Annotated in this window: 17 protein-coding genes; 10 read left to right on the top strand and 7 right to left on the bottom strand. The window is 70.0% G+C overall.

Annotation, left to right across the window (positions count from 1 at the left end; translation table 11 throughout):
* Nucleotides 1–36: 36 nt before the first annotated feature.
* The 6 genes from ABGB12_RS13195 to ABGB12_RS13170 all read left to right on the top strand — a co-directional run bounded on the left by ABGB12_RS13195 (nt 37) and on the right by ABGB12_RS13170 (nt 6284).
* Nucleotides 37–978 carry a WYL domain-containing protein gene (locus ABGB12_RS13195; RefSeq protein WP_347677437.1) on the top strand — a complete coding sequence of 314 codons (942 nt, stop codon included), beginning with the start codon at nt 37–39 and terminating at the stop codon, nt 976–978.
* On the top strand, nt 975–1937 hold the full coding sequence (locus ABGB12_RS13190; protein ID WP_347677435.1) for a WYL domain-containing protein: 963 nt from the start codon (nt 975–977) through the stop codon (nt 1935–1937). Before ABGB12_RS13195 ends, ABGB12_RS13190 begins: the two co-directional genes overlap by 4 nt.
* Before the next feature lie 21 nt (nt 1938–1958).
* Nucleotides 1959–2153, top strand: a complete 195-nt coding sequence (locus ABGB12_RS13185) for a hypothetical protein (protein WP_347677433.1) — start codon at nt 1959–1961, stop codon at nt 2151–2153.
* A gap of 144 nt (nt 2154–2297) precedes the next feature.
* Nucleotides 2298–2579: a Sec-independent protein translocase subunit TatA gene (tatA, locus tag ABGB12_RS13180; RefSeq protein WP_347677431.1), complete on the top strand. Its 282-nt coding sequence runs from the start codon at nt 2298–2300 to the stop codon at nt 2577–2579.
* 46 nt (nt 2580–2625) lie between these two features.
* Nucleotides 2626–3495, top strand: coding sequence for a twin-arginine translocase subunit TatC (gene tatC / locus ABGB12_RS13175; protein WP_347677429.1), 870 nt, complete (start codon nt 2626–2628; stop codon nt 3493–3495).
* 59 nt (nt 3496–3554) lie between these two features.
* Entirely contained in the window at nt 3555–6284 is a 2730-nt protein-coding gene (locus tag ABGB12_RS13170) for a DEAD/DEAH box helicase (RefSeq protein WP_347677427.1), read from the top strand.
* Nucleotides 6285–6324: 40 nt separating this feature from the next.
* Here the strand turns inward: ABGB12_RS13170 and ABGB12_RS13165 are convergent, their stop codons facing one another.
* From ABGB12_RS13165 to ABGB12_RS13155, 3 genes are all read right to left on the bottom strand, one after another.
* Nucleotides 6325–7014, bottom strand: coding sequence for a Crp/Fnr family transcriptional regulator (locus ABGB12_RS13165; RefSeq protein WP_347677425.1), 690 nt, complete (start codon nt 7012–7014; stop codon nt 6325–6327).
* Nucleotides 7015–7026: 12 nt separating this feature from the next.
* Nucleotides 7027–7434: a hypothetical protein gene (locus tag ABGB12_RS13160; protein ID WP_347677423.1), complete on the bottom strand. Its 408-nt coding sequence runs from the start codon at nt 7432–7434 to the stop codon at nt 7027–7029.
* Between the two features lie 145 nt (nt 7435–7579).
* Nucleotides 7580–8494 carry a 5'-3' exonuclease gene (locus ABGB12_RS13155; protein ID WP_347677421.1) on the bottom strand — a complete coding sequence of 305 codons (915 nt, stop codon included), beginning with the start codon at nt 8492–8494 and terminating at the stop codon, nt 7580–7582.
* A 57-nt stretch (nt 8495–8551) separates the two neighbouring features.
* Between ABGB12_RS13155 and ABGB12_RS13150 the strand changes: the two genes are divergently transcribed.
* From ABGB12_RS13150 to ABGB12_RS13135, 4 genes are all read left to right on the top strand, one after another.
* A complete protein-coding gene (locus tag ABGB12_RS13150) occupies nt 8552–9676 on the top strand; it encodes a Xaa-Pro peptidase family protein (RefSeq protein ID WP_347677419.1) in 1125 nt (374 codons plus the stop codon).
* 172 nt (nt 9677–9848) lie between these two features.
* On the top strand, nt 9849–11156 hold the full coding sequence (locus ABGB12_RS13145; RefSeq protein WP_347677417.1) for an ABC transporter substrate-binding protein: 1308 nt from the start codon (nt 9849–9851) through the stop codon (nt 11154–11156).
* A complete protein-coding gene (locus ABGB12_RS13140) occupies nt 11156–12472 on the top strand; it encodes a sugar ABC transporter permease (RefSeq protein WP_347677415.1) in 1317 nt (438 codons plus the stop codon). Before ABGB12_RS13145 ends, ABGB12_RS13140 begins: the two co-directional genes overlap by 1 nt.
* Nucleotides 12469–13311, top strand: coding sequence for a carbohydrate ABC transporter permease (locus tag ABGB12_RS13135; RefSeq protein ID WP_347677413.1), 843 nt, complete (start codon nt 12469–12471; stop codon nt 13309–13311). The genes ABGB12_RS13140 and ABGB12_RS13135 overlap by 4 nt, the downstream gene beginning before the upstream one ends.
* Nucleotides 13312–13413: 102 nt before the next feature.
* On the opposite strand, the gene ABGB12_RS13130 is transcribed toward ABGB12_RS13135, so the two are convergent.
* The 4 genes from ABGB12_RS13130 to ugpC form a co-directional block, all read right to left on the bottom strand.
* Entirely contained in the window at nt 13414–13638 is a 225-nt protein-coding gene (locus ABGB12_RS13130; protein ID WP_347677411.1) for a hypothetical protein, read from the bottom strand.
* Nucleotides 13639–13735: 97 nt separating this feature from the next.
* On the bottom strand, nt 13736–14233 hold the full coding sequence (locus ABGB12_RS13125) for a hypothetical protein (protein WP_347677410.1): 498 nt from the start codon (nt 14231–14233) through the stop codon (nt 13736–13738).
* 87 nt (nt 14234–14320) lie between these two features.
* The gene (locus tag ABGB12_RS13120) at nt 14321–14845 is read right to left on the bottom strand and encodes a hypothetical protein (protein WP_347677408.1); all 525 of its coding nucleotides are present in this window, start codon (nt 14843–14845) and stop codon (nt 14321–14323) included.
* A gap of 853 nt (nt 14846–15698) precedes the next feature.
* Entirely contained in the window at nt 15699–16958 is a 1260-nt protein-coding gene (ugpC, locus tag ABGB12_RS13115; protein ID WP_347677406.1) for a sn-glycerol-3-phosphate ABC transporter ATP-binding protein UgpC, read from the bottom strand.
* Nucleotides 16959–17022 lie beyond the last annotated feature (64 nt).

Genomic DNA, 17022 nt, shown 5'->3' with positions numbered 1-17022 from the left:
GACGGTAGCGTTTCGGTGCGAGGGAGGTGGTGCGGAATGTCGCGGCGCAAGACCGATCGTCTGCTGCATCTGGTGGTGTGCCTGCTGGCGACCCGGCGGTATCTGACGGCGGCGCAGATCAGGCAGGCGGTCCCCGGTTATCCGGAGTCCGACGAGGCGTTCAAGCGCATGTTCGAGCGCGACAAGGAGGAGCTCCGCGAGCTGGGCATTCCGTTGGAGGTCGGCGCGGAGGACGACGAGACCGGCTATCGGATCCCGCCGCAGGCCTATGAGCTGCCGGAGCTGCACCTGACGCCGGACGAGGCGGCGGTGCTGGGCCTGGCGGCCCGGGTGTGGAAGCAGACGAACCTGGCGGAGGCGGCCTCGGGCGCGCTGTTCAAGCTGCGTGCGGCCGGGATCGAGACCGATCCGGAGGGCTCCTCTGTGCTGGAGCCGCGGGTGGGCACGGACGAGCCGGCGTTCCCCGCCTTGTACGAGGCGGTGCGGGACGGCAGGGTGGTGTCCTTCGAGTACCGGGCGATGGGGCGCAGTGAGCCCCAGCGCAGGCTGGTGGAGCCGTGGGGGCTGACATCGGGGCGGGGCCGCTGGTATCTGGTGGGGTACGACCGGATGCGGGAGGCCCCTCGGGTGTTCCGGCTCAGCCGGGTGCTGGGCGAGGTCGCGGTGCGGGGCCCGGCGGGAGCGGTGAGGGTCCCCGAGGACGTCGACATCCGGAAGATCGCGTTCGAGCGGGAGGAGCGGCCCGCGGAGCGGCGCTCGGCGAGGGTGCGGTTGCGCCGGGGCCGGGCGCTGGGCGTGCGGCGCTGGGCGGTGGACGTCACCGAGGTCGACGAGGCCTGGGATGAGGCCGAGCTGCATGTGTGGGATCCGGAGTTCCTCGCCGCGAGCCTGGCCAGGTTCGCCGACGATGTGCTGGTGGTGGAGCCGCCGGATCTGCGGGAGGCAGTGATCCGGCATCTGAAGGGGGTGCTGTCGTGAAGTCTCCGTCGACGTCGGCGGACCGGTTGACGCGGTTGCTGGCGCTGGTGCCGTATGTGGTGGCCCGGGAGACGGTGAGCCTGACCGAGGCGGCCGAGGCGTTCGGGATCACCGAACGGCAGTTGCGGGACGACCTGAACCTGCTGTGGTGCCTGGAGCTGCGCTCGCCCGATCCGTACTGTCCGATCGATCTGTCCTATGAGGGCGGGGAGATCACGGTCAGTGAGGCGGAGTCGATCAGCAGGCCGTTGCGGCTGGGCGCGGATGAGGCCGCGGCCCTGCTGGTGGCGCTGCGGATGCTGGCCGAGCTGCCGGGTGCGGCCGAGCGCGACGCGTTGACCCGGTTGATCGCCAAGCTGGAGGCCGCCGCGGGGGAGGCCGCCGCGGCGGCGAGGCAGTTGTCGGTGGACGTGGACCGCCGGACGGGTTCGCTGGGCGTGGTGCAGGGGGCGCTGCGCGAGGAGCGGCGCCTGCGGATCACGTACTACGTGGCGGGCCGGGACGAGAACACCGTCCGGCAGGTCGATCCGATGCGGGTGCTGGTGGTCGACGGCCGGACGTACCTTGAGGGCTGGTGCCGCCGTGCGGAGGCGGTGCGGCTGTTCCGCATGGACCAGATCCTCGAGGCCGAGGTGCTGGAGGTCGGCGCGGAGGTGCCGGCCGGGGCCGAGCGCCGTGATCTGGACGACGGGGGCGGCCTGTTCCGGGCGTCGGCCAGTGATGTGCGGGTGACGTTGGAGCTGGCGCCGTCGGGCCGCTGGGTGGCCGACTACTACCCGTGTGAGCTGGTGGAGGAGCTGGGCGAGGGCCGGCTGCGGGTGGTGCTGCTGACGTCCGACCCGCGGTGGGTGCGTTCGCTGGCGCTGCGGCTGGGCGACCAGGGCCGGGTGGTGGAGCCCGCGGAGCTGGCCGGGCGGATCAGAGGGGACGCCGAGCGCGCTCTGGCCTTGTACGCGTGAGGGTTGCGCTACCGTTCAGGTGTGGCTTGGGCGATGGTGTCGGTGGTGTTGGGGTTCGCGGGGCTGGCCGTCCTGTTCTACGCGGCCTTCCGGGTGTTCCTGAGCGCCAGGGGGCTGGGTGTCGAGCTGAAGCGCACCCGCCGTCGGCTGGAGCCCCGGCAGCGTGAACTCCAGCGTCAGGTCGATGGTTGGAAGGCCAGGGCGAAGGAACGTTGAGTCGGAGTCCGCATAGGATGCCGATACGACTCCGACCTGGGCGGTAAGACGAGGAAAGCGCAGGATTTACCGGCCGGACACGCTGTATTACCTTGGGTTGGGCGTAGCATCGGTCGAAGTAGAACCCGCTGAAATGAGGATTCCATGGCTGGACTGGGTTGGCCCGAGCTCCTGCTCATCGCTGTTGTGATCATGGTGCTGTTCGGCTCCAAGAAGATGCCGGACGCCGCCCGTTCTCTGGGCCGTTCGCTGCGGATCTTCAAGTCGGAGACCAAGGGTCTGGTGAACGACGACAAGGATGACAAGCCGGGTGCCGCGCCCGCGCAGCCCGCCGCGCCGCAGCAGCTTCCGTCGGCGCAGCAGGAGGACGGGACGACGCTGAACGGCGTGCCGGTCAGTCAGGACCAGAAGAACCGGGCCTCCTGAGCGTTTTTTCTCTCCCCCACCCACCGACTTGATCTCTAGGACGAGGATGAGCAGCAGGCGTTCGGACAACCCCGAGGGCCGCATGCCCCTGCTCGACCACCTGCGCGAGTTGCGCAACCGGGTGGTCAAGGCACTGCTGGGCCTGCTGGCGGGCATGGTGGTGGGCTGGCTCCTCAAGGAGGAGGTCTGGGAGATCCTGAAGGAGCCGTTCTGCCAGGTCCCGCAGTCGCATGACCTGAACGGCACTGACTGCTCGCTGGTGGTCAACGGGATCTTCTCGTCGTTCTTCCTGAACGTGAAGATCGCGTTCATCGTCGGCGCGATCGTCTCCTCCCCGGTGTGGCTGTACCAGTTGTGGGCGTTCGTGGCGCCAGGGATGCTCCGCAAGGAGAAGCGCTGGACGCTGCTGTTCCTGTCGCTGGCGCTGCCGCTGTTCCTGGTCGGCGCGTTCCTGGCGTACGCGACGATCGAGAGGGGCCTGGCGCTCTTCCTGGGCTTCACGCCCGAGGACACCGCCGCTCTGATCACGATCGACGAGTACCTCGGGTTCCTGGTCACGATGCTGCTGGTGTTCGGGCTGGCGTTCGAACTGCCGCTGATCGTGACGGTGCTGAACCTCGGCGGCGCGCTGTCGCATGAGACGATCAAGAAGTGGCGCCGGGCGATCATCTTCGGGATCTTCGTGTTCGCGGCGGTGGCCACGCCCAGCGCCGACCCCTTCACGATGTTGTCGCTGGCGCTGCCGGTGATCGTGCTGTTCGGCGTCTCCGACGGCGTCGCCTACCTGGTGGACCGGCGCCGGGCCAAGCAGCCCGCGCTGTACGAGGGCCTCTCGGACGACGAGGCCTCGGCGATCGAGGACGAGCCGTTCGACATCGGTGAGCCCATCGGTCCGCCGGGCGAAGGCCGCCGATAAGATTTTCAAACGTAAAACTCGGTGGGAATCGGGTCTGCTGAAACCATAGGCTGGTGGGTATGAGCAGTCCCGCCGAGCGTTATGCGGCCCACAAGAGACAGGTGTCGGAGAACGGGCCCGCCTTGCGGGAGTTCCAGGGTCTCTACGATTTCGGCCTCGACGAATTCCAGCTCAAGGGCTGTCGTGCCCTGGAGCAGGGCCACGGGGTCCTGGTCGCGGCGCCCACCGGTTCGGGCAAGACGGTGGTGGGGGAGTTCGCCGTCCACCTGGCTCTGCGCGAGGGCCGTAAATGCTTCTACACCACCCCGATCAAGGCGCTGTCGAACCAGAAGTACGGCGATCTGCAGAAGCGGTACGGGGCGGCGAACGTCGGCCTGCTGACGGGTGACAACTCCGTCAACGGCGAGGCGCCGATCGTCGTCATGACGACCGAGGTGCTGCGGAACATGCTGTACGCGGGGTCGCAGACCCTGGCGCAGTTGGGTTACGTGGTGATGGACGAGGTCCACTACCTGGCCGACAGGTTCCGCGGCGCGGTCTGGGAAGAAGTGATCATCCATCTGCCGGACTCGGTGCGGGTGGCGGCGCTGTCGGCGACGGTGTCGAACGCCGAGGAGTTCGGGGAGTGGCTGCAGGCGGTCCGTGGCGACACCACGGTGATCGTCGACGAGCACCGGCCGGTGCCGCTGTGGCAGCACATGATGGTGGGCACCCGGTTGTACGACCTGTTCGTGGACGACGGCCGCGAGGGCCGGCCCAAGGTCAACCCGGAGCTGCGCCGCATCTCCCTGGACGACGTCCGCAAAGCGAAGATCAACAACAGCCGCCGTTCCGGGCGGCGCAGGGACCATCGGCCGGTGCGGTTCCGCCCGCCGGCGCGGCCCGATGTGATCCAGCGCCTGGACCGGGCCGGGCTGCTGCCGGCGATCACGTTCATCTTCAGCCGGGCCGGCTGTGAGGCGGCGGTGGAGCAGTGCCTGCTCTCGGGGCTGCGGCTGACCTCGCGTGAGGACGCCGAGCTGATCCGCAGGCGGGCCGAGGAGCGCACCGCCGACATCCCCGAGTCCGACAAGCTGGTGCTCAACTATCACAACTGGCTCGCAGGGCTGGAACGAGGCATCGCCGCTCACCACGCCGGGATGCTCCCGGTGTTCAAGGAGGTCGTCGAGGAGCTGTTCGCCGACAACCTCATCAAGGCGGTGTTCGCCACCGAGACGCTGGCGCTGGGCGTGAACATGCCGGCCAGGACCGTGGTGATCGAGAAGCTGGACAAGTGGAACGGCGAGCAGCACGTCGACCTCACTCCGGGGGAGTACACCCAGCTGACGGGGCGGGCCGGGCGGCGCGGCATCGACGTCGAGGGCCACGCGGTGGTGCTCTACCAGCCGGGCATGGACCCCGGCTCGGTGGCGGGGCTGGCCTCGACCCGCACCTACCCGCTGAACTCCAGTTTCCGCCCGTCCTACAACATGGCGGTGAACCTGGTCGGCGCGGTCGGCAGGGAGCGGGCGGCGACGCTGCTGGAGGAGTCCTTCGCCCAGTTCCAGGCGGACCGGGCCGTGGTGGGTCTGGCCCGGCAGCTGCGCAAGTCCGAGGAGGCGATGGCCGGTTACGCCGAGGCGGCGGAGTGTCATCTGGGCGACTTCATGGAGTACGCGGCTCTGCGGCGTGCCCTGTCGGACGCCGAGTCGGCGCTGTCGCGGGAGCGGGCGGGGGCGCGGCGGCTGGAGGTGGCGCGTTCGCTGGAGCGGCTGCGTCCCGGTGACGTGGTGCTGGTGTCGGCGGGGCGCACCGCCGGGGCGGCGCTGATCCTGGACACCGGGGTGGCCAAGCGCTCCGACGGGCCCGCTCCGCTGGTGCTGCTGGACAGCCGTCAGGTCAAGCGCCTGTCGTGCGCGGACTTCGGGGCTCCGGCCGAGCCCGTCGAGCGGATCAAGATCCCCAAGTGGTTCAGTCCGCGCAATCCCCAGCACCGCAAGGACATGGCGGCCACGCTGCGCGAGAAGGTGCCGCACGCCGAGGTGAAGCGGCATCGTGCGCGCGGCGGCGGCGCCGAGGGCGACGACGGCGAGATCCAGCGGCTGCGCGCCAGGCTCAAGCAGCATCCCTGCCACGGCTGCGACCAGCGTGAGGACCACGCCCGCTGGGCCGAGCGCTACTTCCGGACCGAGCGGGAGACCACCGGTCTTCGGCGTCGGGTGGAGTCGCGTTCGCAGGTCATCGCGCGGACGTTCGACCGGGTCTGCTCCGTCCTGGAGCAGTTGGGCTACCTCAAGGACGGCAGGGTCACCGACGAGGGCAGGAGGCTGGGCCGGATCTACTCCGAGTTGGACCTGCTGACGGCCGAGTCGCTGCGGGAGGGCCTGTGGGACGGGCTGGGTTCGGCGGAGCTCGCGGCGTGCGTGTCGGCGCTGGTGTACGAGTCGCGGCAGCCCGACGACGCGGCGCCGCCGAAGATCCCGCCGGGGACCAGGGACGTGCTGACCCGCATGGTGCGGTTGTGGGGCGAGCTGGAGAACGTGGAGAAGGACAACGGGGTGTCCTTCCAGCGGGAGCCGGATCTGGGTTTCGCGTGGGGGGCGTACCGCTGGACCGGTGGTGAGGATCTCGACGAGGTGCTGCTCGAGGCGGGCATGACGGCCGGCGACTTCGTCCGGTCGATCAAGCAGCTGATGGACCTGCTCGGCCAGATAGCGGACGCCGCGGGGCCGGGCGGGGTCAGGGACACCGCGCGCAAGGCCGCCGACGCCATGCGCCGCGGCGTCATCGCCTACTCCAGCGTCACCTGACCCTGCCTTACTGCGTAAAGGCGAGGGCTCCTGAAGATCTTCAGGAGCCCTCGTAGGTCTCGGCGTGGGCGCGCAGCCCCTCGGGGTCCAGGATCGTGGTGCGGCGCCAGCCGGTCTCCACGAACCCCAGCTCGCGCCACTCGCGCAGCGCGCGGGCGACCGTCTCGCGGGAGGAGTCCACGCAGCTGCCCAACTCGGCCTGGGACAGCGGCGGGATCCGCACCCCGCCGTCCGGGCGGACCTGCCCGCTGTCGGCGGCGAGCCTCAACATGAACACCGCCAGCCGGGCGGCCCCGAACCTGCCGCCCAGCGCCATGATGCGCTCGTCGGACTGGTTCAGGCGCCGGCTCAGCGAGCCGAACACCTTGGGCCAGGCGCCGGGGTGCTCGTTGAGGAAGCCGTTGAACCGGCCCCGGGGCACCGACAGCGCCGTCACCCCGTGCAGGGCGGTGACGGTCGCGGTGCGGTCGGTCTCGGTGAGCAGTCCGGCCTCCCCGATCAGGTCGCCGGGGCCGCGCACGGCGATCACGCACTCGTGCCCGTCCTCGTCGGTCTTCCAGACCTTGACCCAGCCCTCGCGGAGGACGAGCACGTGGTCGGGGGGCTCGCCCTGGTAGCACAGGTGCTCGCCGGAGCGGTACCGGCGGATCCGGCAGCCGCGCAGCAGGCTCTCCCGGGCGGGAGGGTCCAGGCTGCTCCAGAACGTCTGGCGGGGGGAGGAATCAGGCATGGCTCTTTCCGTTCAGTGCACCACCAGCTGGACCGCCACGGTCCAGAGGGCGAACGCCGCGCCGGTCCCGTAGGTCCACAGGCGGGCCTGGAAGGTCCAGAACCGCCGGGTCTCGATCCCGGCCAGGAGCTGGACGCGGTCGGCGGCCGAGCCGATCGAGGCGGAGGCGTGGTCCAGCAGCAGCACGATCCGGGTGCCGGCGGTCAGCAGGGGGAGCACCAGCGCGCCCAGCCCGAGCTGGGCGGGGGAGAGCGGCGCCTTGGCCAGCAGCACCACCTGGATCAGCAGGCCGAGGGCCATCGTGGTGACCGCCCAGCCGGCCAGCGCGGTGTCGTGGTTGGACCGCTGGACGGCCCGGGCCAGTTCGGCGGGGGAGACGTCGGTGCGGGTGAAGGTCTCAGGGCTGTGGAGTACGGTCATCGTGCCCCTCCGGGCGCTTCTCAGGGGGTGTTCCCTTGCAAGGGAACACCGTTTCCTGAAGAAAGGTTGCGCCTGGCTGCCCCGAGGACCTGTGCCCGATGACACAGGGGGCGACACAAAGCCGGGCCGTCGTCGAGACGGACCGTCACAGGACGGAGAGAAGCCTCTTCACCGGGGACGCCAGGTTCCAGCGGGTGGCCAGAGATTCCAGCTCCGCCGGGTCCCGGGGCACCGGCGGCAGCGCGTCGTCCACCTCGATCGGCAGGTCTTCGGCCACCCGGCACACCAGCTCGGCCGGGCCCAGGTATGCGCGTCCCGCCTCCAGCCTCTTGCGGCTCCCGGCGGGGAAGCCCTCGGTGATCCCGGCGTCCAGCGCCTCCAGGACACCGGCCAGCGACCCGAAGCGGGAGATCAGCGCGGCGGCGGTCTTCTCCCCGATGCCCGGGACGCCCGGAAGCCCGTCGCTGGGGTCGCCGCGCAGGATCGCGAAGTCGGCGTAGGCCCGTCCGGGGATGCCGTACTTGGCGGCGACCTCCTGCTCGCCGAAGACCTCCAGGTTCCGGATGCCCTTGGCGGTGTAGAGGATCCGGACGTCGCGTGCGGCGTCGACGAGCTGGAAGAGGTCGCGGTCGCCCGTCACCACGTCCACCGGGCCCGCGTCCCTCGTGGCGAGCGTGCCGATGACGTCGTCGGCCTCATAGCCGGGCACGGCCGCACGCGCCAGCCCCAGCGCGTCCAGGACCGCGTCGATGACGGGCAGCTGCGGGAGGAGCGTGTCGGGGGTCTCCTCGACGGAGCCCTCGGGAGTCTGCGCGGCGACCCGGTGGGCCTTGTAGGAGGGGATCGCCGCGACCCGGAACTCCGGCCGCCAGTCGGCGTCGAAACAGCACACCAGCCGTTCGGGACGGCGCTCGGAGACCAGCCGGGCGATCATGTCCAGAAGCCCGCGCACGGCGTTCACCGGCGTCCCGTCGGTGGCCTTCACCGACTCGGGCACCCCGAAGAAGGCGCGGAAGTACAGCGAGGGGGTGTCCAGCAGCATCAGGCGTCCGGCGGGCATGCGCCCACCCTAACCGGATCGGCTGATCATCGCAGGGACGTCGGTTAGCTTGGGGGGATGATCGACGACGACATGATGCGGCGGCTCTACCCGCCGGAACGCCTGGCCGCGGTGCGCGAGGCCGTGGCGGACGAGGGGCTCGGCGCGGTGCTGCTCACCCCGGGACCCGACCTGCGGTACGTCAGCGGCTACGACGCGCATGCCCTGGAGCGGCTGACCTGCCTGGCCGTCCCGGCGGAGGGCGGCCCGTTCCTGGTGGTGCCCCGGCTGGAGCTGCCCGCGGCGCAGGCCTCCCCGGCCGGCCGGCTGGGGCTGGAGTTCGTGCCGTGGGAGGAGACCGAGGACCCGTACGCGCTGGTCGCCGCGCGGCTGCCCGGCACCGGGGCGGTCGCCGTCGCCGACCAGATGTGGGCGGCGATGGTGCTGCGGCTGCGGGACGCGATGCCCGGGGTGCGGCAGGTCGCGGCGGGCGGGGTGATGCGGCGGCTGCGGATGCGCAAGAGCACCGCGGAGGTCGAGGCGCTGCGCGAGGCGGGCGCCGCCATCGACCGGGTGCACGCGATGGTGCCGGGGTTCCTGCGGCCCGGCCGCACCGAACGGGAGGTCGGCCGGGACATCGCCGAGGCGATCCTGGCCGAGGGGCATGTGAGCGTCGACTTCGTCATCGTCGGCTCCGGGCCCAACGGCGCGAGCCCCCACCACGAGTTGTCCGACCGCGTCATCGAGGCGGGCGACCCGGTCGTGGTGGACATCGGCGGGACGATGCCCAGCGGCTACTGCTCCGACTCCACCCGCACCTATGCCGTGGGCGCCCCGCCCGCGGAGTTCCAGGAGTACTACGGGGTGCTCCTGGAGGCGCAGGAGGCGGCGGTCCGCGCGGTGCGGCCGGGAGTGACGCCCGAGGCGGTGGACGCCGCGGCCCGCGACCTCATCGCCAAGGCCGGATACGGGGAGTACTTCGTGCACCGCACCGGCCACGGCATCGGCCTGCAGACCCACGAGGACCCCTACATCGTCGCGGGGAACACCGAGCCGCTGGAGCCGGGCATGGCCTTCTCCGTCGAGCCGGGCATCTACCCCGGCGCGCACGGCGCCCGCATCGAGGACATCGTGGTGTGCACCGAGGACGGGGCCGAGCGGATGAACGCCACCTCCCGCGAGCTCATCGTCGTGGAGGCCTGAGACGGGAGGGTTTTTGTTGCGGTGGGCACTTGCGCCGCGGGCGCCCGCCGCTCCTCTAGATCACTTCCGTAACGATCTCCTCACGAATGAGGGGGCGATCGGGAGACATCGTGTGACCCGCCGGTAGGGAGGGTACGGAGCCGAAACCTTTTCGAACCCGAGGAGCAAGAGCATGCGCACCCCCCGTTTCATCGGCGTGTCTCTCGTCGCCGGTCTCGTCCTGTCGGCCGCCGCGGCCTGTGGCGACGAAGGAGGTGAGGAGACCCCTGCCGCCGACCTCAAGGGCGTCACCCTCGAGGTGGCGGGCCCATGGTCGGCCGGTGGCGGTGAACAGGCCAACTTCCAGAAGGTGCTCGACGGCTTCGCCGCCGAGACCGGAGCCAAGGTCAACTTCACCTCCAACGGCGACACCCTCGTCACCGTCCTGTCGTCCAAGATCCCCGGTGGCGGCCAGCCGGACGTCGCGATGATGCCCAACCAGGGCGCCATCAACGACTTCGCCAAGAAGAACTGGCTGGTCCCGCTCTCGGCGGAGACCCAGAAGGCGACGGACGAGAACTTCTCCCCCATCTGGAAGAAGCTCGGCACCGTCGACGGCACCCAGTACGCCGTCTACTTCAAGGCCGCCAACAAGTCGACGGTCTGGTACCGGCCCAAGGCGTTCGAGGACGCCGGGGTCCAGCCGCCCGGCACCTGGGACGACTGGGTCAAGATCTCCCAGACGATCGCTGACTCCGGGGTCGCGCCGCTGTCGATCGCCGGCGCGGACGGCTGGACGCTGACCGACTGGTTCGAGAACGTCTACCTCTCGCAGGCGGGCCCGGAGAATTACGACAAGCTGGCCAAGCACGAGATCCCGTGGACCGACGACACCGTCAAGGCGGCCTTGACGACGCTCGCGATGCTCTGGGGCAAGAAGGAGTTCGTCAGCGGCGGCCAGCAGGGAGCTCTGTCCACGGACTTCCCCACCTCGGTCGTCAACACCTTCAAGGACCCGGCGAAGGCGGCGATGGTCTACGAGGGCGACTTCGTCTCCGGCGTCATCGGCGAGAACACCGAGGCCAAGGTCGGCACCGACGCGAAGTTCTTCCCGTTCCCGTCGGTCAGCGGCACGGCCCCGGTCGTCAGCGGCGGTGACGCGGCCGTCATCCTCAAGGACAGCAAGGGCGCCCAGGAGCTGGTGAAGTACCTGGCCTCGCCCGAGGCCGCGAAGCTGTGGGCCGAGAGCGGCGGCATGGTCTCCCCGAACAAGAACCTGGAGCTGTCGGTCTACCCCGACGACATCCAGAGGTCCATCGCCAAGTCCCTCATCGACGCCGGCGACAACGTCCGCTTCGACATGTCCGACCTGGCCCCCGCCTCCTTCGGCGGGACCAAGGGCGCGGGCGAGTGGAAGATCCTGCAGGACTTCCTGAAGAACCCCGATGTCACCGCGACCGCCGAGGCGCTGGAGAAGGCCGCGGCCAAGGCCTACGAGTGATGGCGAGCCCCACGACCAAGGGGGCGCCCGCCCGCCCGGCCGCGACTCGCGGCCGGGCGGGCCTCATCCGTGCGGGCTTCCTGCTCCCGGCCCTGGTGCTGCTGGGCCTGCTGGTGGTCTACCCGATCGGGTACACCGCGTGGCGCAGCCTCTTCGACGCCGACGGGACGGACTTCGTCGGCCTCGGCAACTACGCGGAGATGTTCACCGACGAGGCGACCTACACCGCGTTGCGCAACAACGTCGTCTGGGTGGTGGTCGCCCCGGCGGTCATCACCGTCCTCGGCCTGATCTTCGCGGTGCTCACCGAGCGCGTCCGGTGGGGCACGGCGTTCAAGACGATCATGTTCATGCCGATGGCCATCTCCTTCCTGGCCGCCGGCGTCATCTTCACCCTGGTCTACGACCACGCGCCGGAGAAGGGCGTGCTCAACGCCGTGGCCACCGGCGTCCACGACACGTGGGAGCCGCCCTCGCCCTATCCGGGCGCCAGGCCCCGGGAGAACGGGCCGCTGAAGGCGGTCGGCGGGGGAGCCGAGGCGCAGGTCAGGGCGGGCGGGGCCGCGCTGCTGCCGCTGGTCGCCGTCAGCCCCGAGACACAGGCGGGGTTGCGGGACGCCGTGCCCGCCGCGCCGGTGCCCGGCGCGCTGACCGGGACCGTCTGGGTGGACTTCGCCCCGGGAGGGGCGGGGGAGCCCGGCCGGATCGACCCCGGCGAGAAGGGCATGAAGGACGTCGTGGTCCAGGCGGTCGTCGGCGGGAAGGTGGTGGCCTCGGCCGAGACCGGACCGGACGGCACGTTCCGGCTGGAGGGGGTCTCGGGCGACGCGGTGGTCCGGTTGCCCGCGGAGAACTTCGCGCCCCGCTACGGCGGCGTCGAGTGGCTCGGTCCCGGCCTGGTCACCCCGTCCATCATCGGCGCCTACGTCTGGATGTGGGCGGGCTTCGCGATGGTGCTGATCGGCGCGGGCCTGGCGGCCATCGACCGCGACGTGCTGGAGGCGGCCCGCACCGACGGGGCGAGCGAGTTCCAGGTCTTCCGCAAGATCACGGTGCCGATGCTGGCGCCGGTGCTCATCGTCGTGGTGGTCACCCTCGTCATCAACGTGATGAAGATCTTCGACCTGGTGTACGTGCTGGCGCCGGGGCCGGTGCAGCAGGACGCCAGCGTGCTGGCCCTGCAGATGTACGTGCGCTCGTTCGGGGGCAGCGACTCCGACCAGGGCCTGGGCAGCGCGATCGCGATCGTGCTGTTCCTGCTGGTGCTGCCCGCGATGATCTTCAATATCCGCCGCTTCCGGAGGGAGAACACATGAGCGCCAGGCTGGTGCGGCTCGTCGGCCGCGGCTTCCTGCGGGTCTTCCTCGTGGTGGTCGCGCTGGTGTGGCTGGTGCCGACCTTCGGCCTGTTCCTCACCTCGCTGAGGTCGGTGACCGACAACAACTCCGGCGGCTGGTGGACGGTGTTCGCCAGGCCGGCGCAGCTCACCCTGGACAACTACGCGAACCTGCTGAAGAACGACACGATCCTGGACGGGTTCGTCAACACCGTCCTCATCGCGGTGCCGTCCACGCTGCTGGTGGTGACGATCGCCGCCCTGGCGGCCTACGCCTTCGCCTGGCTGGAGTTCCCCGGCCGGGACTGGCTGTTCCTCGGCGTGGTCGGACTGCTGGTCGTCCCGGTGCAGATCGGCCTGATCCCGCTGGCCGAGCTGTTCGGCGAGATCGGGATCATGGGCTCGGTCGTCGGCGTGGTGCTGTTCCACGTGGCGTTCGGCCTGCCGTTCGCCATCTTCCTGCTGCGCAACTTCTTCGCCGCCATCCCCGCCTCCCTGCTGGAGGCCGCCCGCATCGACGGCGGCCGCGACTGGACGATCTTCTTCCGGGTCATCCTGCCCCTCGGCCTGCCCGCCATCGCCTCCCTGGGCATCTTCCAGTTCCTGTGGGTCTGGAACGACCTGCTCATCGCCCTGATCTTCGCCGACCGCGACTCCCAGCCCCTGACGGTGGCCCTGCAGCAGCAGACCCGCTCGTTCGGCTCGAGCGTCGACGTGATCTCCGCCGGCTCGTTCCTGTCCCTGATCGTGCCCCTGGCCGTCTTCTTCGGCTTCCAGAGGTACTTCGTACAGGGAGTTCTTGCGGGATCGGTCAAATGAGGAAGGCGCCGTCGCTACCCGCCTCCGGGTCGCGCCGGCGCCTTCCGGCTTGATCACACGCAGCGCTCCAAGGGGCGGCTGCCGCCGCCCGGACGGCCTGGATCACCCCTCTGAAGCACCCTTCTCAGCAGCCTCTTTCAAGATCGAAGTCATTTCCAAGGCCTTTGCGTCATCGTCCGCGTCGAGCCTGCCCGCGAAGAACGCATCGACCGCGGCCCGCCGCGCGGACGCCCACTCCACGTCGTCGACCGCCAGGCCGAACAGCTCACCCTGCCGCAGCCCGCACCCGACACCCACATCGACCATCGCGCGGTGCCGCTCGCCCAACCCGGCACGGGTTCGTCCCACGATTCCGTCGTCGATCGCCGCGAGGCGGCCTGGCCGTCGAATGGGGGAAGCTCACCGGAAGTGAGCTGGCCCGAGGCTAGAGACCAGGGCCGGTGAAGACATAAGCGGAGGAGAAAGTGGTGGTGTTCGGGCAGTAGAGGGGCCCGGAGACTTTGGTGAGAGTGCCGGAGAAGGAAGCCGCTACCGGGGAAGCGCTGCCGGTGTAGGTGCCGGTGAGGTTACCGCCGTAGATGCAGGTGGCGATGTTCAGTCTGACGCCGGCGAGGGCGGTGAGCCCTCCGCTGAGGTAGCTGCTCCACGGCAGGTTCTGGGCGAAGACGGTGATGGAGCCTATGGCATGCATGCAGTTGGCGAAGAGCGCTGAGGTGATGGAGAGCGCACCGGAGGCGGTGATGGTTCCGCTGAGGGTGGAGGAGAGGCAGGTAGTGCGGGCTGTCCCCACCAGCATCTCTATCGGGGATGACAGGCCGGCCGAGGTGGAGCCGCCGGTCCAGGCTGAGGCCGGGGAGGCCGCGACGGTGACTGCGGCGAGTGCTGTGGCTGCGGTGACTGCGGCATGAGAGATACGGGACATGGTTCCTCGCTCCTGCTTGTAGAGGTGGTTCTGCCTGCTCTCGTCGGACGTGAGGGGAGAGCTCAGCGAGTGAGAAGACCATGGAGGTCAGAGGCCAGAACCGGTGAGGACGTAGGTGGAGGAGAAAGTGATGGTGCTCGAGCAGAAGAGAGGGCCGGTGACTTTGGTGAAGGTGTTGGAGAAGGAGGCCGTTACCGGGGAAGCGGTGCCGGTGTAGGTACCCGTGAGGTTGCCGCTGTAGCCGCACAGGATGGGGTTGCCGACATCGATGAGGAGGGACAACCTGACCCCGTTGAGGGTTGCGGAGCCGCCGTTGAGCAATCCGCTCCAGGGCAGGTAATGGGCGGTGACGGTGACGGGCGGCGAACCGGAGAACGTGCAGGCGTTGAAGGTCGCTGTGGTGATGTTCAGCATGCCGCCGGCGTTGATGGTGCCGTTGAGGGCGGAAAAGGGACAGGTGATGAGAGGGTACGTCCCCATCTGGATACTTATCGGGGTGCCTGCGTTGGCTGAGACGGGGCCGCCGGCCCAAGCTGCGGCCGGGGACGCGGTGATGGCGACCGCGGTGACCGCTGTGGCCGCGGCGAACGTGGCACGAGAGACAGAGGACATGGCTCCTCGCTCATTCGGGGGCATGCCGAAGCACGCCCGGTCCACGGCCGCGTCCGTGTCGTGGAGCCGGCTCTGTCCGCCCCTGTCGGGTGGGCGGGGAGAACACAGTGGAGGTCGGCCGTCTGGGAACCTCAGAGTGAGCAGTGCCTCGCGGGTGGTCAAGGTGCGAGGGTGTTCTCGCGGTGGCCGGATGGCGACAGCGTCATGCCGTCGCCAACATCGAGCTCCTCAGGAAGTTGACGTCGGTGGCAGAGCCCAGCCGTGGCGGGGGGCCCGCACCACCCGCCGGGCCTGGACGAGGACGGCCATGCGCCGGTAGACGGTGGCGCGGCTCTCGCCCGCCGTCCCCGGTAGGTCCTCCCGTCCGAGGGGCCCGCCCGCGTTGGTGAGCGCGTCGAGGATCGGCTGGTTCCTGGTAGGGGAGTCGGTTGCGGCAGCGCTGGACGACCCGGGCGATCTGCTGCGGGGAGACGAGGGCGCCTTGGAAGCGGCTCGGTGCCGACTGCCCCATTGGCAGGAGCTCCTACCAGCAGACCCTCCCGCCACCGGAACCGCCGACGTCAGGCCCTCTCCGCCTGAAGCGCTCCGTCCGTCTCGCGGAGACCCGCGGCTGGTGCGATCGCTGCTACAAGACCTGGTTTCCAAACACACCGACCATCAAGGTCGAAGAGCATCCAGACCGGGCTGCTGTTCGGGCGGATCGGGGAGGTCCTGCGGGCCGGGGCGGCCGGGGTTGCGCCCGCGCAACGAAATCGAAACCTTCTTGGATCTTTCTCAGGGGTCGGCTCGTAGCCGGAAGCACGTCCGGACACGTGACGGCCCCGCCCTGGGCGGGGCCGTCATGGAAGTCGACTCAGGCCTTGGCGGCGGCGGGGGAGACGCCGAGGCGGCGGGCGGTGTCGTCGGCGTCGGGGTGGCCGACGGCCAAGCCGGTGGCCGCGTCGAAGAAGTGCAGGCGGTGGGTGTCGATGCCCAGCTCCAGCTCCTGGCCGGGGCGCACGCGGGAGCGGGCGTTGACCCGGGCGGTCCACAGCGCCTTGTCCTCCAGCAGCGGCAGCGTGACGTCCTCGGCCTCGCCGTCGGTGGCGTCGCTGGCCAGGTCCGCGGTGTCCTTGTGGGCGACGGGCGGCGCGTCGATCGGGAAGATCACGTTGATCTCGGAGCCGAGCTCCTCGGTCACCCCCGCCTTGACCGCGATGCGGGTCCACTCGGGCTTGGCGTGCTCGGCGTCCTCGAAGTCCGAGGGACGGATGCCCGCGATGAGGCGGCGGCCCAGGTAGTCCGCCAGTTGCGGCTTGGCCTCGAAGATGTCGGCGGGGACGGGCAGGCGGTACCCGGCGAACTCCACGAACGCCTCGGACACCTCGCCGGTCAGCTCGGCGTCGACGAAGTTCATCGACGGGGAGCCGATGAACCCGGCGACGAACAGGTTCACCGGGTGGTCGAACAGGCGCTGAGGGGTGTCGACCTGCTGGAGCTTGCCGTCGCGCAGCACCGCGACGCGGTCGCCCAGCGTCATCGCCTCGACCTGGTCGTGGGTGACGTAGATGGTGGTGACGCCCAGCCGCTCGTGCAGCTGGCTGAGGGAGGCGCGCATGGACACGCGGAGCTTGGCGTCGAGGTTGGACAGCGGCTCGTCCATGAGGAAGGCCTGCGGCTCGCGCACGATCGCCCGGCCCATCGCCACCCGCTGGCGCTGGCCGCCGGACAGGGCGGCGGGCTTGCGCTTGAGGTAGGGCTCGAGGCCGAGCATCTTGGCGGCCTCGGCGACCCGCTTCTTGATCTCGTCCTTGGGGGTGCCGCGCAGCTTCAGGCCGAAGGCGAGGTTCTGCTCGACGGTCATGTGCGGGTAGAGGGCGTAGTTCTGGAAGACCATCGCGATGTCGCGGTCCTTGGGCGCCAGGTCGTTGACGACCCGGTCGCCGATCCGCAGGGTGCCGCCGGAGATGTCCTCCAGGCCGGCGATCATCCGCAGCGCGGTGGACTTGCCGCAGCCGGACGGGCCGACCAGCACCATGAATTCGCCGTCGGCGATGTGCAGGCTCAGACTGTCGACGGCCTTGACCCCGCCCGAGTAGATCTTGTCGATGCCGTCCAGGACGATCTCGGCCATCGTCTTCCCCTCTGAGTGGAAACGTTTTCAGTCTCGAGTGCGGAACGAGGGAGGGCGCGTGGGA

The sequence above is a fragment of the Actinocorallia sp. B10E7 genome (genome assembly GCF_039871655.1).
GTDB lineage: Bacteria > Actinomycetota > Actinomycetes > Streptosporangiales > Streptosporangiaceae > Actinocorallia.
The sequence above is the reverse complement of the archived record's forward strand: the minus strand, read 5'-3'. Positions and strand labels throughout refer to the sequence as shown.

Coding starts and splice junctions, on each gene's coding strand:
- ABGB12_RS13195 (WP_347677437.1), top strand. CDS start 37: ATGTCGCGGCGCAAGACCGATCGTCTGCTGCATCTGGTGGTGTGCCTG.
- tatA (WP_347677431.1), top strand. CDS start 2,298: ATGGCTGGACTGGGTTGGCCCGAGCTCCTGCTCATCGCTGTTGTGATC.
- tatC (WP_347677429.1), top strand. CDS start 2,626: ATGAGCAGCAGGCGTTCGGACAACCCCGAGGGCCGCATGCCCCTGCTC.
- ABGB12_RS13170 (WP_347677427.1), top strand. CDS start 3,555: ATGAGCAGTCCCGCCGAGCGTTATGCGGCCCACAAGAGACAGGTGTCG.
- ABGB12_RS13165 (WP_347677425.1), bottom strand. CDS start 7,014: ATGCCTGATTCCTCCCCCCGCCAGACGTTCTGGAGCAGCCTGGACCCT.
- ABGB12_RS13160 (WP_347677423.1), bottom strand. CDS start 7,434: ATGACCGTACTCCACAGCCCTGAGACCTTCACCCGCACCGACGTCTCC.
- ABGB12_RS13155 (WP_347677421.1), bottom strand. CDS start 8,494: ATGCCCGCCGGACGCCTGATGCTGCTGGACACCCCCTCGCTGTACTTC.
- ABGB12_RS13150 (WP_347677419.1), top strand. CDS start 8,552: ATGATCGACGACGACATGATGCGGCGGCTCTACCCGCCGGAACGCCTG.
- ABGB12_RS13145 (WP_347677417.1), top strand. CDS start 9,849: ATGCGCACCCCCCGTTTCATCGGCGTGTCTCTCGTCGCCGGTCTCGTC.
- ABGB12_RS13140 (WP_347677415.1), top strand. CDS start 11,156: ATGGCGAGCCCCACGACCAAGGGGGCGCCCGCCCGCCCGGCCGCGACT.
- ABGB12_RS13135 (WP_347677413.1), top strand. CDS start 12,469: ATGAGCGCCAGGCTGGTGCGGCTCGTCGGCCGCGGCTTCCTGCGGGTC.
- ABGB12_RS13125 (WP_347677410.1), bottom strand. CDS start 14,233: ATGTCCCGTATCTCTCATGCCGCAGTCACCGCAGCCACAGCACTCGCC.
- ABGB12_RS13120 (WP_347677408.1), bottom strand. CDS start 14,845: ATGTCCTCTGTCTCTCGTGCCACGTTCGCCGCGGCCACAGCGGTCACC.
- ugpC (WP_347677406.1), bottom strand. CDS start 16,958: ATGGCCGAGATCGTCCTGGACGGCATCGACAAGATCTACTCGGGCGGG.